This window comes from Streptosporangiales bacterium (assembly GCA_009379955.1).
Taxonomy (GTDB): domain Bacteria; phylum Actinomycetota; class Actinomycetes; order Streptosporangiales; family WHST01; genus WHST01.
Window position 1 is genome coordinate 20,759 of sequence record WHST01000065.1, and the last position, 15,612, is coordinate 36,370.

Consider the following 15,612-nt stretch of genomic DNA (forward strand, 5'->3'; position numbering starts at 1 on the left):
CGTACCACCGCGCGTGATCGGCACGGTCGGGCTCGCGCTGGTGGCGCTCGTCGCGCTCGGCCTCGCCCTGCGGGTGCCTCTCGCGACCACCGCCATCGCGCTGATGGCGTTCGGCGTGCTGCACAACGTGCTCGAGCTGCGGTACGTCGGCGGCCGGTTCGCCTCGCTGCTCTCCGGCACGTTCCTGAAGCTGCTCGTCGCGCTCATCACCGGCATTGTGGTCTGCCGGCTGGCCGGCGCGGTCTTCGGAGGGGGCTGGTCGGTCCGGGCCGAGATCGTCCTGACGTACGGGCTCGTCGTGGCCGCCGCCTGGCTCGGGCTGCGCAGGCTGCCCGTCGCCCTCGTGGCCGTGGTGCTCGTCGTGCTCGTGGCGGCGGCGACGTCGCTGCGCTGGCCCGCGTACCACGTCGTCGTCATCACCCACCTGCACAATCTGGTGCCGCTGGCGTTCCTGTGGGAGTTCTCCGCGGGACTGCCGAGGAGGGCGCGGCTCGCTTTCCGGGGCACCCAGCTCGGCTGGCTCGTCGCCGTGCCCGCTGTCGTGCTCGCGGGGCTCACCGACGGCCTGATGGCCGACGGTGCGGCGGCGGTCGAACGGTTCGCCGGTGCTCCCGCGGTCGTCGCCGCCAGTGTCACGCCGCCGGGCACCTGGGGGACGACCGTGGGGCTCCGGTTCCTCACGGTGTTCGCGTTCCTCCAGCTGATGCACTTCGTGGTCTGGGTCTTCTTCCTGCCGCGGTACGCCCCGGCGGCCGCGGCGGCGTTCGACGCCAGGGTGCCGTGGCTGCGTGGTCGGCGGGCGTGGGCGCTCGGTCTCGGCGTGGGCGCCCTGCTGCTGGTGCTGTTCGTCGTCGACTACGGCCAGGGCCGCACGGTCTACGCGGCGTTGGCGAGCTACCACGCCTACCTCGAGCTGCCCATCCTGCTGGCGATGCTGATGGGCCTGGCGGGCGTCCGCGCGGCGCGGTCCGGCCGCTGATCCGGGTTCCCGCGCTTGTGTCCGAGGAAGTGGTGGCGATAGCCACCGGTTCCTCGGACACAACAGGGTGCCCCCACCCGTAGCGGCCGACTGCTCCGCAGCCCTACGATCGCGTCGAGGCCTGCCCGGCCCGCAACGGAGCGAGGAGGCGATCCCTCATGGCGGACTTCGTCGGAGCTGTCGACCAGGGGACCACGAGCACCCGGTTCATGATCTTCGACCACAGCGGCAACGAGGTGGGCAAGCACCAGCTCGAGCACGAGCAGATCCTGCCGCAGGCCGGCTGGGTCGAGCACAACCCGCTCGAGATCTGGGAGCGTACGGCGCTCGTCGCCAAGACGGCGCTCAACGAGGCCAACCTGACCGCGTCCGACCTCGCCGCGCTGGGCATCACCAACCAGCGCGAGACCGCCGTGGTGTGGAACCCCAAGACCGGCCGCCCGTACTACAACGCGATCGTCTGGCAGGACACCCGCACCGACCGCATCGCCGCCGCGCTCGAGCGTGAGGGCAAGGGCGACGTGATCAGGCAGAAGGCCGGCCTGCCGCCCGCCACGTACTTCTCCGGCGGCAAGATCCAGTGGATCCTCGAGAACGTCGACGGCGTGCGCGAGGCCGCGCAGCGCGGCGAGGCGGTGTTCGGCAACACCGACACCTGGCTGCTGTGGAACCTCACCGGCGGCACCGACGGCGGCGTCCACATCACGGACGTGACCAACGCCAGCCGCACCATGCTGATGAACCTCGAGACCCTCGACTGGGACGACGAGCTGCTGTCGTTCTTCGACATCCCGCGCGAGATGCTGCCGCAGATCCGCCCGTCGTCCGATCCGGAGTTCTACGGCGAGACGCTGGCCGGCGGCCCGCTCGGCGGCGCGGTGCCGCTCTCGGGTGACCTCGGCGACCAGCAGGCCGCCACGGTCGGGCAGGTCTGCTTCGCCTCGGGCGAGTCGAAGAACACCTACGGCACCGGCAACTTCCTGCTGCTCAACACCGGCACCGATCTCGTCCGTTCGGAGAACGGCCTGCTGACCACGCTCTGCTACAAGTTCGGCGACGCGCCGGCCGTGTACGCGCTGGAGGGGTCGATCGCCGTCACGGGGTCCGCGGTGCAGTGGCTGCGCGACCAGCTCGGCATCATCTCAGGGGCGTCGGAGAGCGAGTCGCTCGCGCGGCAGGTCGACGACAACGGCGGCGTCTACTTCGTCCCCGCGTTCTCCGGCCTGTTCGCCCCGTACTGGCGTTCGGACGCCCGCGGTGCGATCGTCGGGCTCTCGCGGTTCAACACCAACGCACACCTGGCGCGCGCCACGCTCGAGGCGATCTGCTACCAGAGCCGCGACGTCGCCGAGGCGATGGCGAAGGACTCCGGCGTCGCGATCAGCGTGCTGAAGGTCGACGGCGGCATCACCGCCAACGAGCTGTGCATGCAGATGCAGGCCGACATCCTCGGCGTCCCGGTCTCCAAGCCAGTCGTGGCCGAGACGACCGCGCTAGGCGCCGCGTACGCCGCGGGGCTCGCGACCGGGTTCTGGCAGAACACCGACGAGCTCAAGGCGAACTGGAACGAGGACAAGCGGTGGGAGCCCACCTGGTCCGACGACCAGCGCGCCGAGGGCTACGCCGGCTGGCAGAAGGCCGTCGAGCGCACCTACGGCTGGGTCGACGTCGACTAGCGCGGCGCGAGCTCTCTCCGCTGATCACGTTAACGTGATCAACCCGGACTTCACCTCGTGCCGGGACGAGGTGCAGTCCCGGTTCGCTGGGTTAACGTGATCAGCAGGATCGCGCAGACGAGAGGGGGGCGTCCTCGTGGACACCGGCGCGCTGTCACCTGAGCACCGGGCCGCATCGTTGCGGCGCATGACCAGTGGCGAGTTCGACGTCGTCGTCGTGGGCGGCGGCGTGGTGGGTGCCGGCGCCGCTCTCGACGCCGTCAGCCGCGGTCTCACCGTCGCGCTCGTCGAGGCGCGTGACTACGCCGCGGGCACCTCGAGCAGGTCGAGCAAGCTCATCCACGGCGGCCTGCGCTACCTCGAGATGCTCGACTTCGGTCTCGTCAGGGAGGCCCTGCAGGAGCGCGGCCTGCTGATCCAGCGGCTCGCGCCGCACCTCGTGCGGCCGGTGCCGTTCCTCTACCCGCTGAAGCACCGGGCGTGGGAGCGCGCGTACGCCGGCACCGGCGTACTGCTCTACGACGTGATGGCCGCCGTGGGGGGCAACGGCCGCGGGCTGCCACGGCACCGGCACCTGAGCAAGCGGCAGGCGCTGCGGGTCGCGCCGGCGCTGCGCGACGACGCGCTCGTGGGTGCGCTGCAGTACTACGACGCCCAGGTCGACGACGCCCGCTTCACCATGATGCTGGCGCGCACCGCCGCGCAGTACGGTGCCGCGCTGGCGACGAGCTGCCGGGTGACCGGCTTCCTGCGCGAGGGGGAGCGGGTCACCGGCGTCGAGGTCCGCGACCTCGAGTCGGGCGACGACCTTGTCGTCCGCGCGCGGCAGGTCGTCAACGCGACGGGCGTGTGGACCGACGACGTGCAGCGGCTCGTCGGCCGCGGGCGGTTCCATGTCAAGGCGAGCAAGGGCATCCACCTCGTGGTGCCGCGCGACCGCATCCACCTCGACACGGGGCTGATCCTGCGCACCGAGAAGAGCGTGCTGTTCGTCATCCCGTGGGGGCGGCACTGGATCGTCGGCACCACCGACACCGCGTGGGACCTCGACAAGGTGCACCCGGCCGCGTCCGCGAGCGACATCGACTACCTCCTCGAGCATGTCAACTCCGTGCTCCGCGCACCGCTCGGCCGTGCCGACGTCGAGGGCGTGTACGCCGGACTGCGGCCGCTCCTCGCGGGTGAGACCCACGAGACGTCCAAGCTGTCGCGCGAGCACAGCGTGGCGCAGCCGGTGCCCGGCCTCATCGTGGTCGCCGGCGGCAAGTACACGACGTACCGGGTGATGGCCAAGGACGCCATCGACGTCGCGGCCCGCGGCCTGCCGGGCCGCGTGCCCGACTCGTGCACCGACCGCACGCCGCTCGCCGGCGCGAGCGGCTTCGTGGTCCGTTGGAACGAGCGGTTCAGGCTCGCCGCCGCGCACGGCCTCCACGTCGCGCGGATCGAGCACCTGCTGCGCCGCTACGGCACGCTCGTCGACGAACTGCTGGCCATGGTCGACGAGCGCCCGGAGCTCGGCGGGCCGGTGCCCGGCGCAGACGACTACCTCCAGGTCGAGGCGGTCTACGCGGCGTCTCACGAGGGCGCGCTGCACCTCGAGGACGTCCTCACCAGGCGCACGCGGCTCTCGATCGAGACCTGGGACCGCGGCGTCGAGGCCGCGGCGGCCGTGGCCGACCTCGTCGCACCGGTGCTCGGCTGGGACGACGAGCAGCGCGACCGCGAGGTCGAGCACTACCGGCTGCGGGTCGAGGCCGAGCGCAGGTCGCAGGAACAGACCGACGACAGCTCCGCCGACGCCGCGCGGCTCGGCGCCCCCGAGTTGCTGGCGCACTGACCGATGGAGTCGACGATCCCCGACACCATGCGCGCGGCGGTGCTCACCGACCTGGCGACGATCGAGATGCGCGAGCTGCCCCTTCCCTTCCCGGAGGACGACGAGGTTCTCGTCCGGGTCGGGTCGGTCGGGGTCTGCGGCTCCGACGTGCACTACTACAAGGAGGGGGCGATCGGCTCCTTCGTCGTCGACTACCCGCTCGTCCTCGGCCACGAGGCGGGCGGCACGATCGTCGACACGGGCGCCGGCGTCGATCCCGCGCGACTGGACCAGCGGGTCGCCCTGGAGCCGCAGCGGCCGTGCCGCCGGTGCCGGCACTGCAAGACCGGCCGGTACAACCTGTGTGCCGCCATGGAGTTCTTCGCCACCCCGCCGGTCGACGGCACGTTCTGCGACTACGTTGTGCTGCCCGCCGACTTCGCGCACCCGGTGCCGGACACCCTGTCCGACGAGGCGGTGGCGCTGCTCGAGCCGCTCTCGGTGGGGCTGTGGGCGTGCCACAAGGCCGGGGTGACCGCCGGCTCGCGGGTGTTCGTCACCGGCGCGGGCCCGATCGGCGCGATGGCCGTCCAGGCCGCACGTGCCGCGGGTGCCACCGAGATCGTCGTCTCCGACCCGGTCGAGTCGCGCCGCGAGCGCATCCTCGGCCTCGGTGCGACCGAGGTCGTCGACCCGGTGAGCGGGTTCGCCGCCGCCGCGCTCGAGGTCGACGCGTTCGTCGAGTGCTCGGGCGCGACGCCTGCGGTGCTCGACGGGCTCGCGTCACTGCGCGGCGGCGGGGCCGCTGTCCTCGTCGGGCACGGCGCCGAGGAGATCACCATGCCCGTGCTGCCGCTCCAGACGCGGGAGGTCACGATCACCGGCGTCTTCCGCTACGTCGACACCTGGCCGACAGCGATCGGCCTCGTCGCGTCCGGGCGGGTCGACCTCGACTCGATGGTCACGGCGCGCTACCCGTTGGAGCGCACCGAGGAGGCGCTCAACGCCGACGACGATCCGTCGAGCATGAAGGCGGTCGTCACGCTCGACGCCGGCTGAGCGCCGGCCGTCAGCCTTTCCCTGCCTGGGACTCCTGGCCGTTCTGGACGAGAGCCGCCGCGGCACGGGTGACGTCGGCGGCGGTCAGCTGCGGCGGGCCCTCGGTCGGCGTCTCGTCCGTCGTGTCGGCGGAGGTGTTCGCCTTCTCGCCCGGCGCGGACCGTTCGAGGAAGCGCAGCAGCTCCACCGGGAACGGCAGCACGAGGGTGGAGTTCTTCTCCGCGGCGACCTGGACGACCGTCTCGAGCAGGCGCAGCTGGAGCGCGGACGGCGTGTCCGCCATGACGCGCGCGGCGTCGGCGAGCTTGTTCGACGCCTGGTACTCGCCGTCGGCCGAGATGATCCGCGCGCGACGTTCCCGCTCCGCCTCGGCCTGTCGCGACATGGACCGTTTCATCTGGTCCGGCAGCGCGACGTCCTTGATCTCCACCCGGTCGATGTGGATGCCCCAGCCGATCGCGGGGCTGTCGATCATCACCTCGAGGCCCTGGTTCAGCTTCTCCCGGTTGGAGAGCAGGTCGTCGAGGTCGCTCTTGCCGATGATCGACCGCAGCGACGTCTGAGCGACCTGCTCGACCGCGAACAGGTAGTTCTGCACGTCGACGGTGGCGCGCACGGGGTCGACGACCTTGAAGTACACGACGGCATCGACGCGCACGGTAACGTTGTCGCGGGTGATGCCGTCCTGCGCGGGCACCGGCATCGTCACGATCTGCATGTTGACCTTCTCCAGGTGGTCGACCACCGGGAGCAGGAACCGGAGGCCCGGCTCGCGCACCTCGCCGGCGACCCGGCCGAACCGGAAGAGCACACCGCGTTCGTACTGTCTGACGACGCGGACACCGAGGCCGAACCAGGCGGCGAGTACGGCCAGCACGCCCACGATCAGGAAGAGAGCAGTGATCATGTTACGCCTCCAGACATCGCGTGACCACCGAGAATCGTCGCCCATGATTATACGCTCGCGGGTCAACCGGCCCGGGGTGTCGCACTACTCCGCGAAGCCGCGGTCGCGGAGGAACTCCAGGAGCATGCTGCGCGAGTGGTGGATGTGGTCGCGCATCGCGTCGCGGGCCGGCTCGGGCCGGCCCGCGGAGATCTCGTCGATGATCCGCGCGTGGTCGTCGACGTACAGCTGCCGCAGCTCCGCGCGGGTGTCGGCGGCGAGACGCACGGTGTCCTTGGGGAAGTACCGCTGCAGGTCCCCGATGAGCTCGTGGAGCCTCGCGTTGCCGCCGGCCGCGTGGACGAGCTGGTGCACGGCGTCGTTGAGTCGCGTCAGCCGTTCGTCGTCCGGAGCGTCTGCGGTCGCCTCCGCGGAGAGCCGCCGCTGGGTGTCCGCCAGCTCGGCCACGAGGCCGTCGGTACGGTGTCGCGCCGCGAGCGACGCGGCGTATCCCTCGAGCTCGGCGCGCACGTCGTAGACCTCGGCGAGCTCGTGCAGGCTCGGTGGGCGGACCATCGCCCCGCGGTTGGGTTCGAGCCGCACCAGCTGCAGCGCCTGCAGTTTGCGCAGGGCCTCGCGCGCGGGAGTGCGGCTGACCCCGAACCTGCGGCAGATCTCATCCTGCTGCAGGTGCTCGCCGCGCCGGTAGCGGCCCTCGAGGATCTCCCGCTCCAGCACGTCCGCGATCTGGTCGGCGTAGCTGCTGGGGGTGTGGAGCGGGTGTGCCGGCCGCTCCCCGGTCATCGGCCGCCCCCTTGACAGCGACCGAGCGGCTGGATTGGATACATGGATCCATTCTCCTCGAGGGAGGAGGCGCGCCGGTGAGCGACACGCACCGCGGCCGTCCGGAGGCGGGACTCGACCCGATCAGGGCGGAGGTCGACGGCGTCTTCGCTGACGTGCTCGCCTCGACGGGCAGGGCCACGAACGAGTTCTTCGCCGCGTACGACGGCGATCCCGACCCGCGGCTGCTGGCCGCCTGGCTCGTCCCGCGCTGCTGGCGCGAGATCGACTACGTGTTCCTGCTGAACGAGGAGATCAGGCGCTACGGCCTCGCGTTCGAGCGGCGCCACCTCACCCTGCTCGCCAAGCAGTCGTTCCAGGAGGCCGAGCACTACGACATGGTCGGCTCGGCGATCGAGTCACTCGGCGGCACGGTGCCGACCGAGGTACCGCCGGAGGCGGCGCCGTGGAGCGCGTTCCTCTGGGAGTGCCTCGACCGCCACCCGCTCGCCGCCATCGCCGCGTGGAACGTCTCCGAGACCTCCGCGGGCGGCAGCTTCGACCAGACGATCGCGGCGGGGGAGCGACACGGCTACGACGAGGTCGTCCGCGTCTACCGGCTGATCGAGAAGGACGAGCGCTTCCACGTCGGCCTCGGCAGGCAGCTGCTGAACAGGTACGCCCGCACAGACCACGACCGCGACGAGGTGCTGCGGGCGATGCGCGGCATGCGCGACCTCGCCTGGCGCGTCTTCACAACGGAGTCCGCGGCCCAGATCCTCGGTCGGTGAGTCGGCGTGGCGTGCGGCCGCGGCGTCCGTAGAGCAGGCGTGCGCAGCGGACGAACGCCGACGCCCGCGCGGTGAGCTTCACCGCCGTCAGCCGCGCGAGCACCATCTCCAGCGGCGGCACCGTGTCGCGCAGCGTCAGCGTGGTGACCCGGCTCCCGTCGTAGGTGAGGTCCGACACCGGCCGCTGGTTGAGCATCGACCAGCCGTGGCCGTGGGCGACGAGTGCACGCACCGTCTCGTAGCCCATCGACGTGTACCTGACCGCCGGCTCGATCCCGACCGACGCGAGCACGCGACGGAAGTAGTCGCGGCTGTGCGGCAGGTCGAGCAGCACCATGGGCTCGGCGGCGAGCTCGCGCAGGTGCACCGACCTGCGACGGGCGAGGCGGTGACCCGACCCGACGAGCACGTACGGCGGCACGCGGTCGAGCACGTCGTACGCGACGTCGGCGTCGAGGTCGTACCCGTACAGCACCGCGAGCTCGCAGGCGCCGCGGTGCAGCGCCGCCTGGAGCTCCGCGTGCTCGCCCTCGAGGACGCTGACGTGCACCTGCGGCTGGTCCTCCTCGTACGCCGCGAGCATGCGTGGCAGGTGGAACGGCGAGAGCGTGGAGAAGCAGCCGACGCGCAGCTCGCCGACGAGCGAGCTGCCGAGGTTCCGCGCCGCCTCGACGAGGTCGTCGCCGTGCCCGAGGAAGCTGCGCAGCTCGGTACGGAACGACGCGCCCGCGCGGGTGAGTGTCAGGCCGCGCGCGTGGTGGCGGATCAGCAGCTGCACACCCAGCTCCTTCTCCAGCTGCGCCACGGCCGTCGAGATCGCCGACTGCGACACCAGCAGCCGGCGCGACGCCGCCGTCATGGAGCCGGCGTCCGCCGCCGCGGCGAAGTACCTGAGCTGCACCAGCGTGATGTTCGCTTCCATGCGGGCCCACGATAGTGCTGTATCTGATGAATCGATGACCTGCTGCGAAAGGATCTGTTGGACAGATCTACCGCGCGTCCCCAATCCTGAACGACAAGCCAGCAGCCGTCAGGGTAGTGGGAGGCGCGCGATGACCTCACTCGCCGCGCGAGAGACCGAACACGTGGACGCCGGCGTCACCGCCGACTTCCTCGCGACGATGCGGCGCACCGCGGCCGGGGTGACCGTGGTCGGCACCGCCGGGCGCACGCCGTGGATGGCCCAGACCGTGAGCTCGATGTGCTCGGTGTCGGCCGAACCGCCGCTCGTCCTCGTGTGCGTCAACGAACGCAGCCCGCTGTGCCGGGCCATCGAGGCCAACGGCCTCTTCGCGGTGAGCGTGCTCGCCACCGGTCACGACCACGTCGCGGACACGTTCGCCGGACGCCCGTGGCCCGGCAAGGATCGCTGGGACTTCACCTGCGGTACGTGGGAGGCGGCACCCTCGGGTGCGCCGCGACTCGCCGACGCGCTCGCCGCGTTCGACTGCCGTCTCCACCGGTCCGTGCCGGGCGGGACGCACCGGGTGTTCCTCGGCCATGTCGACGAGGTCACGTCGATGCCCGGCGTCCCGCTCGTCTACACCGACCGCGACTACGGGCGCCCGGAGCCGATCGAGCCGTCGCGGTTCGCCGAGTTCCCCGACGCCCACCCCCAGAACAGGATGAGGAATCGAGCGACATGATCCGTACCGGTGACGAGTACCGCGAGTCCATCAGGGACGGCCGGGACGTCTGGGTCAACGGTGAGCGCGTGCACGACGTCACCGCGCACCCGATGTTCAAGCCGATCGTCGACGTGCGCGCGCGCATCTACGACATGCAGCACGAGGCGCCGACCCGGGACGTGCTGACGTACGTCGACGACGAGACCGGCGAGCGCAACTGCATCGCCAACCGGTTGCCGCGCACGCAGCAGGACTGGCACGACAAGCGCGCCGCGGTCGACCGCGTGCTCGACGAGGCCGGTGGCGTCGTCACCCGGGTGGGTGACGAGACGATCGGCGAGATGTGGTCGCTGTACGACGGCCAGGACGTGCTCAACGAGGTCGACCCGCGGTTCTCGGAGAACATCCGCAGGCACATCGCCGACGCCGTGACGGGCGACCCGTTCCACGTCTCGGCCAACACCGACCCCAAGGGCGACAGGTCGAAGCGTCCGCAGGACCAGGACCCCGACATGCTGCTGCACGTCGTGCGCGAGACCGACAACGGCATCGTGGTGCGCGGGGCGAAGTACGAGACCGCGGCCGCGTACGCCAACCAGGCGTTCGCGAAGCCGACGATCGCGAACTGGGGCGACGACGAGCTCTCCGACTACGCCGTCGGGTTCGTCCTCGACATGAGCGCTCCCGGCCTGAAGTACATCTGCCGTACGGGCTTCGCCGAGCGCGCGCCGGCGGCGGACTACCCGCTGTCGAACCGGGTCGACGAGGTCGACTCGCTGGTCGTCTTCGACGACGTCGAGATCCCCTGGGACGACGTGCTGTTCTACCGGCACACCAAGGCGGCGACGTTCATCAGGGCGACGCTGCACCGCTACTCGGCGCTCGCGTTCGTGCAGCGCAACCTGCGGCTGGCCGACCTGATGATCGGCGCCGCGCTGTGGAACGTGAAGCAGACCGGGCTCGAACGGCAGCCCGCGGTGCAGGAGAAGCTCTCCGCGCTCGCCTGCTACCGCGAGGGCATCAACGCGCACCTGACCGCGGCGGTCGCGCTGGCGGAGGAGAGCCCCGGCGGGTTGCTGATGCCGAACCAGTCGCTGCTCTACACCGGACGCGTGCTCGCCTGCAGCGAGCTCCCCGCGATGATGCACCTGGCGCGGGAGCTGTGCGGCGGCCAGATCTGCATCACCCCGGACGCGGCGAGCTTCGCCGAGCCGGAGATCTCGAAGTGGCTCGACAAGTACTACTCGATCAACGACGACTGGGTGGCCGAGGACCGGCGCAAGCTGCTGGCGTTCGCGCGCGACCTGCTCAACTCCGACTACGCCGGGCACCGCCTCACGTTCCAGCTCTTCGCCCAGTCACCGCCGTTCGCGCACCTCGCGGCGGTCTACCGCAACTTCGACTTCGACGGGCCACTCGACCTGGTGCGCCACGCGGCCAACCTGTCCGACCGCGTCACCGGAGCCGCGCGATGACGACGCACACGCGGATCCGCCCGTTCAACACCCGCGACACGTACCCGGAGCAGGACCTCGACAACGACCTGTGCCAGGCCGTGGTCGCGGGCAACACCGTGTACCTGCGCGGCCAGATCGGGCAGGACCTCGACACGCACGAGTCGGTCGGCGTCGGTGACGTGGCGAAGCAGGCCGACCAGGCGATGGCCAACATCGACATGCTGCTGAAGGAGGCGGGCAGCAGGCTCGAGGACATCGTCAAGGTGACCGTCTACCTCGTCGACCCTCGCTTTCGCGAGCCCGTGTACCGCACGATGGGTCGATGGCTCGCCGGCGTGCATCCCGTCTCGACGGGCCTCACGGTGACCGCGCTCGCGCGTCCCGAGTGGCTCGTCGAGATCGACGCGATCGCGGTCATTCCCGACGAGAGGCGGGACACATGACGTTCGCGGTGCTTGCCGCCGACGGCGCGGGTGGCTTCGGGATGGCGGTGTCGTCGTCGAGTCCCGCGGTGGCGGCGCGGTGCGTGCACCTGCGCCCCGGCGTGGGCGGTGTGGCCTCGCAGAACGTCACCGACCCCAGGCTCGGGCCGCGGCTGCTCGACGCCCTCGCGACGGGACAGCCGGCCACGGAGGCGTTGAAGGCGCTCGTCGCCGAGGAGCCGGCCATCGCGCACCGCCAGCTGATGGCGGTGGACGCCACCGGTGGGGTAGCGGCGTTCTCCGGCGAGCGGACGCTCGGCCTGCACGCCACGGCCGAGGGGAACGGTGTCGTCGCGGCGGGCAACCTGCTGGCCGCCGACACGGTTCCCGCGGCCATGGTCGAGGCGTACGGGACGTCGCGGGGCGAGCTCGAGCAGCGGCTGCTCGCGGCGCTGCGGGCCGGCCTCGACGCCGGCGGCGAGGCGGGTCAGGTGCGGTCGGCCGGAGTCGTCGTCGTGGGCGAGGTGCCGTGGCCGGTGACCGACCTGCGGGTCGACTGGCACGACGACCCGGTCGCCGAGCTCGCACGGCTCTGGGAGGTCTGGGCGCCGCAGCGCGACGACTACGTCAGGCGGGCCGTCGCGCCGGACACGGCGCCGTCCTACGGGGTGCCGGGTGACGAGTGAGCGCGAGAAGCAGGCGGCGGCCGACGCCGTACGCCTGAACGCCGACTCGCTCGTCGCGCTGTCCGAACGCCTGCACGCCAATCCCGAGACCGCGTGGGAGGAGCAGCGGGCCAGCGGGTGGGTCGGCGACGCGCTCGCCGACCTCGGCTTCGAGGTGACGCCGCGCTACCTCGGTCTCGACACCGCACTGCACGCGCGCCTGGGCGACGGGCCCGTCCGCATCGGACTCGTCGCGGAGTACGACGCGTTGCCCGGTCTCGGACATGCCTGCGGCCACAACGTGATCGCCGCCTCCGCGGTCGGCGCCGCCGCGGCGCTCGCATCCGTCGCCGACGACGCGGGCCTGACGGTCGAGGTCGTCGGCACGCCCGCGGAGGAGGGCGGTGGCGGCAAGATCGAGCTGCTCGACCGCGGCGCGTTCGCGGGACTCGACGCCGCGCTGATGGTGCATCCCGCACCCGTCGACGTCGCGCGCGCCGAGCCGTTCGCCGTCTCCCACGTCGCCGTCGGCTACACCGGCAAGGGTGCGCACGCCGCCGCGTACCCGGAGCGGGGCGTCAACGCCGCGGACGCGTTCACCGTCGCGCAGGTCGCGATCGGCCTGCTGCGACAACAGCTGCCGCCGTCCGTTCGCGTACACGGCCTCGTCACGCGCGGCGGGGAGGCGCCGAACGCGATACCCGAGCGCACGACGGGCCGCTGGTACGTCCGCGCCGAGACACTCGACGAGCTCGCCGAGGTCGAGCCGCGGGTGCGCGCCTGCTTCGAGGGCGGGGCGGTCGCGACCGGCTGCCTGCTCGAGATCGACCCGGAGAGCAAGCCGTACGCGCAGTTCCGTACCGACGAGAGCCTGCTGGCGGCCTACGTGGCGAACGCAACGCGGCTCGGCCGGGTCTTCGATGACGGCGGGGCGGCCGGGCGGATGAACCGTGCCTCGACCGACATGGGCAACGTGTCGCAGGTCGTCCCGGCGATCCACCCCTACATCGGCGTCGGCTCGCTGCCGGCGCTCAACCACCAGCGGGAGTTCGCCGCGGCATGCGTCGGCGCCGCTGCGAACCGCGCGATCGCGGACGGGGCGACGGCGCTCGCCTGGACTGCGATCGACACCAGTACCGACAGACGGGCGGCGACGGCCGGCTGACGCAGTAGCGGGGGCTCGTTCACCGAAACCCGAGGGTAGGAGGAGCCGTGAGCTCACCGGAACAGGTACGGCAGATCGAACCGGCCGTACTGAGAAGGAGCGTCGCCGCCGGCGCGATCGGTGTCTGGGTGCACTGGTTCGACTGGGCCGTGTACGCGTACATGTCCACGACCATCGCGACGGTGTTCTTCCCGACGCAGGACGCCACGGCGGGACTGCTCGCGGTCTTCGCGGTCTTCGCCGTCTCGTTCGCCATCCGGCCGATCGGCGGGCTGATCTTCGGCACGCTGGGCGACCGGATCGGACGCCGCCGCACGCTCGTCTTCGTCATCATCCTGATGTCAGCGGCCACCCTGGCAGTCGGCTTCCTGCCGTCGTACGCGTCGGTGGGCATCGCCGCGACCGTGCTGCTCGTGGTCACCCGGCTGATCCAGGGGCTCGCGGCCGGCGGCGAGTTCGGCAGCGCGGCCACGTTCCTCGCGGAGTACTCGCCCCGCAAGCGCAGGGGCTTCGGCGTGAGCTGGCTGGAGTGCTCGAGCCTGGCCGGCTTCCTCAGCGCGTCACTCGCCGTCTTCGTGCTGAGCTCCGTGCTCAGCGAGTCCGCCGTGACGTCATGGGGCTGGCGGATCCCGTTCCTGCTGGCGGCGCCGATGGGGATCATCGGCCTGTACATCCGGCTGAAGCTCGACGACACACCCGAGTTCAAGGCACTGGTGAAGGCCGACCAGATCGCTCGGTCGCCGCTCAAGGAGCTGTTCGCACAGAACAAGCGGCAGCTCCTGCAGATGACCGGCATCGAGATCCTGCAGCACATCACGTTCTACACGGTCGTCGTCTACATGCTGACGTACCAGACCGAGGAGCTCGGCCTGGGCGCCGGCGACGCGGCGATGTCCGCCACGGTCACCTCGCTGGTGGCGATGGTGCTCGTGCCGATCTTCGGCGGCCTCTCCGACCGGATCGGCCGCAAGCCGCTGACGATGGCGTCGGCCGTCGGCTTCGTGGTGCTGTCGATCCCGCTCTTCCTGCTGATGACGCTGGACAGCGTGGCAGTGGCCGTGCTCACGCACGTCCTGCTCGGCGTGCTGCTCGCGCTCATCCTCAGCACCCACGCGGTCGCGATGAGCGAGATCTTCCCGACGCGAGTACGACAGAGCGGCCTGTCGATCGGCTACAACGTCACCGCGGCGGTCTTCGCGGGGACGGTGCCGTACCTGCTGACCTACCTCATCTCCGCGACGGGCAACTCGTTCATGCCGGCGTTCTACCTGGTGCTCGCCGGGGCGGTGGGGATCGTCACGACCCTGACCCTGCCGGAGACCAGGGGGCGTGACCTGATACAGGTCTCGTCCGAGGAGTTGTCGGCGAGTGTAAAGGGGTAGCTTCCTCGGGGGCCGGTGCCTCGGGGTCCGCTGCCTCACCCCTTTCTTGATTGTGGGGGTCGGTCGCCGGGTGTCAAGAAACCGCACAACGACTTTTGTGGGATTACCGGTCTGGCGGTTCCTTGACACCCGGCGACCGACCCCGAAAAAGCGCGCATCTACGGGGTGAGGCAGCTCCCTGGGCGCCACGCTCCCTGGTTCACCTGCTGGTAACGGACCCTCTTCGGTACCTTGCGTCGCCTCTCGCTAAACCTTCGGAACCGTTATCCACCCGTGACATTATGCGCTGGTCGGGTGTCCGATATTTCCCGATCTATTGCCACCACCGGGGTCTAGAATTCGGTTATGGACGGCGACACGACGACACCTGACACCGCGGACGCGGTGTGGGAACGCGTGCTGTCCCTGCGTGAGCAGGTCGCCGGGCTCACCCGCACCCACCTCGGTGTGCTCCGCGGCGACGACGTGCAAGGAGTCGTCGCCGTGGTCGAGGAGATCACCCGGATGACCGCGACGATCGAGCAGGGCCTGGTCCGGCAGGTCATCGACCAGGGCATCGCCACCGACCTCGGCTACAAGAGCCCGGTGCCGTACCTGCGGGACCTACTACGTATCACCGAGCCCGACGCCGCCGCCCGGGTCCGCGCCGCGGACCGGTTCCAGCCCCGCACCGCGATCTGCGGGGAAGTCCTCCCGCCGCGGTTCCCGCGGGTCGCGGACGCGCAGGCGGCCGGGGTGCTCTCTCCCGGGCACGCGGTCGTGATCGCGGAGGCGTTGCAGAAGCTCCCCGCCGCGGTGGACGACCCGACCCGTGCCGCGGCGGAGGCCCGGCTGGTGCAGACCGCGACTGAGCTGGATCCGGCGCGGTTGCGGTGTGCGGCCAAACACCTGGGCGCGTGC

The 15,612-nt window shown here is 71.1% G+C and carries 15 protein-coding genes; 12 read left to right on the forward strand and 3 right to left on the reverse strand.

From position 1 onward, the window contains the following. Positions 1–13 precede the first annotated feature (13 nt). From GEV10_18980 to GEV10_18995, 4 genes are all read left to right on the forward strand, one after another. Positions 14–979 carry a hypothetical protein gene (locus tag GEV10_18980; GenBank protein ID MQA80534.1) on the forward strand — a complete coding sequence of 322 codons (966 nt, stop codon included), beginning with the start codon at positions 14–16 and terminating at the stop codon, positions 977–979. A 158-nt stretch (positions 980–1,137) separates the two neighbouring features. After that, entirely contained in the window at positions 1,138–2,655 is a 1,518-nt protein-coding gene (gene glpK / locus GEV10_18985) for a glycerol kinase GlpK (GenBank protein ID MQA80535.1), read from the forward strand. A gap of 187 nt (positions 2,656–2,842) precedes the next feature. Then, a complete protein-coding gene (locus GEV10_18990) occupies positions 2,843–4,495 on the forward strand; it encodes an FAD-dependent oxidoreductase (protein MQA80536.1) in 1,653 nt (550 codons plus the stop codon). A 3-nt stretch (positions 4,496–4,498) separates the two neighbouring features. Next, entirely contained in the window at positions 4,499–5,533 is a 1,035-nt protein-coding gene (locus GEV10_18995) for an alcohol dehydrogenase catalytic domain-containing protein (protein ID MQA80537.1), read from the forward strand. A gap of 10 nt (positions 5,534–5,543) precedes the next feature. Here GEV10_18995 and GEV10_19000 read toward each other — a convergent pair whose 3' ends face one another. Together GEV10_19000 and GEV10_19005 are read right to left on the reverse strand one after the other, a co-directional pair. Further along, complete coding sequence (locus tag GEV10_19000) at positions 5,544–6,440, reverse strand: slipin family protein (GenBank protein ID MQA80538.1); 897 nt, start codon at positions 6,438–6,440, stop codon at positions 5,544–5,546. An 84-nt stretch (positions 6,441–6,524) separates the two neighbouring features. Further along, positions 6,525–7,223, reverse strand: coding sequence for an FCD domain-containing protein (locus GEV10_19005; GenBank protein ID MQA80539.1), 699 nt, complete (start codon positions 7,221–7,223; stop codon positions 6,525–6,527). A gap of 77 nt (positions 7,224–7,300) precedes the next feature. On the opposite strand from GEV10_19005, the gene GEV10_19010 reads away from it, so the two are divergent. Next, positions 7,301–7,993, forward strand: coding sequence for a hypothetical protein (locus GEV10_19010; GenBank protein MQA80540.1), 693 nt, complete (start codon positions 7,301–7,303; stop codon positions 7,991–7,993). Here the strand turns inward: GEV10_19010 and GEV10_19015 are convergent. After that, positions 7,956–8,915, reverse strand: coding sequence for a LysR family transcriptional regulator (locus GEV10_19015; GenBank protein MQA80541.1), 960 nt, complete (start codon positions 8,913–8,915; stop codon positions 7,956–7,958). The two genes, GEV10_19010 and GEV10_19015, sit on opposite strands and share 38 nt — an antisense overlap. Positions 8,916–9,114: 199 nt before the next feature. On the opposite strand from GEV10_19015, the gene GEV10_19020 reads away from it, so the two are divergent. From GEV10_19020 to GEV10_19050, 7 genes are all read left to right on the forward strand, one after another. Beyond that, entirely contained in the window at positions 9,115–9,639 is a 525-nt protein-coding gene (locus GEV10_19020; protein MQA80542.1) for a flavin reductase, read from the forward strand. Next, positions 9,636–11,096 (forward strand): 4-hydroxyphenylacetate 3-hydroxylase, encoded by a 1,461-nt coding sequence (locus tag GEV10_19025; GenBank protein ID MQA80543.1) that lies wholly within the window; start codon positions 9,636–9,638, stop codon positions 11,094–11,096. The genes GEV10_19020 and GEV10_19025 overlap by 4 nt, the downstream gene beginning before the upstream one ends. Beyond that, positions 11,093–11,521: a RidA family protein gene (locus GEV10_19030; GenBank protein ID MQA80544.1), complete on the forward strand. Its 429-nt coding sequence runs from the start codon at positions 11,093–11,095 to the stop codon at positions 11,519–11,521. The genes GEV10_19025 and GEV10_19030 overlap by 4 nt, the downstream gene beginning before the upstream one ends. Continuing rightward, on the forward strand, positions 11,518–12,186 hold the full coding sequence (locus GEV10_19035) for a DUF1028 domain-containing protein (GenBank protein MQA80545.1): 669 nt from the start codon (positions 11,518–11,520) through the stop codon (positions 12,184–12,186). Before GEV10_19030 ends, GEV10_19035 begins: the two co-directional genes overlap by 4 nt. After that, positions 12,176–13,330: an amidohydrolase gene (locus GEV10_19040; protein MQA80546.1), complete on the forward strand. Its 1,155-nt coding sequence runs from the start codon at positions 12,176–12,178 to the stop codon at positions 13,328–13,330. The genes GEV10_19035 and GEV10_19040 overlap by 11 nt, the downstream gene beginning before the upstream one ends. Before the next feature lie 47 nt (positions 13,331–13,377). Then, complete coding sequence (locus GEV10_19045) at positions 13,378–14,712, forward strand: MFS transporter (protein MQA80547.1); 1,335 nt, start codon at positions 13,378–13,380, stop codon at positions 14,710–14,712. Positions 14,713–15,057: 345 nt separating this feature from the next. Further along, positions 15,058–15,612 (forward strand): DUF222 domain-containing protein (locus GEV10_19050; GenBank protein MQA80548.1); only part of this gene is annotated, 555 nt, incomplete at its 3' end.

Bases quoted from the DNA above. Each gene is read 5' to 3' on its own strand.
- glpK (MQA80535.1), top strand. From the start codon at position 1,138: ATGGCGGACTTCGTCGGAGCTGTCGACCAGGGGACCACGAGCACCCGG.
- GEV10_18990 (MQA80536.1), top strand. From the start codon at position 2,843: ATGACCAGTGGCGAGTTCGACGTCGTCGTCGTGGGCGGCGGCGTGGTG.
- GEV10_18995 (MQA80537.1), top strand. From the start codon at position 4,499: ATGGAGTCGACGATCCCCGACACCATGCGCGCGGCGGTGCTCACCGAC.
- GEV10_19000 (MQA80538.1), bottom strand. From the start codon at position 6,440: ATGATCACTGCTCTCTTCCTGATCGTGGGCGTGCTGGCCGTACTCGCC.
- GEV10_19005 (MQA80539.1), bottom strand. From the start codon at position 7,223: ATGACCGGGGAGCGGCCGGCACACCCGCTCCACACCCCCAGCAGCTAC.
- GEV10_19015 (MQA80541.1), bottom strand. From the start codon at position 8,915: ATGGAAGCGAACATCACGCTGGTGCAGCTCAGGTACTTCGCCGCGGCG.
- GEV10_19020 (MQA80542.1), top strand. From the start codon at position 9,115: ATGCGGCGCACCGCGGCCGGGGTGACCGTGGTCGGCACCGCCGGGCGC.
- GEV10_19025 (MQA80543.1), top strand. From the start codon at position 9,636: ATGATCCGTACCGGTGACGAGTACCGCGAGTCCATCAGGGACGGCCGG.
- GEV10_19030 (MQA80544.1), top strand. From the start codon at position 11,093: ATGACGACGCACACGCGGATCCGCCCGTTCAACACCCGCGACACGTAC.
- GEV10_19035 (MQA80545.1), top strand. From the start codon at position 11,518: ATGACGTTCGCGGTGCTTGCCGCCGACGGCGCGGGTGGCTTCGGGATG.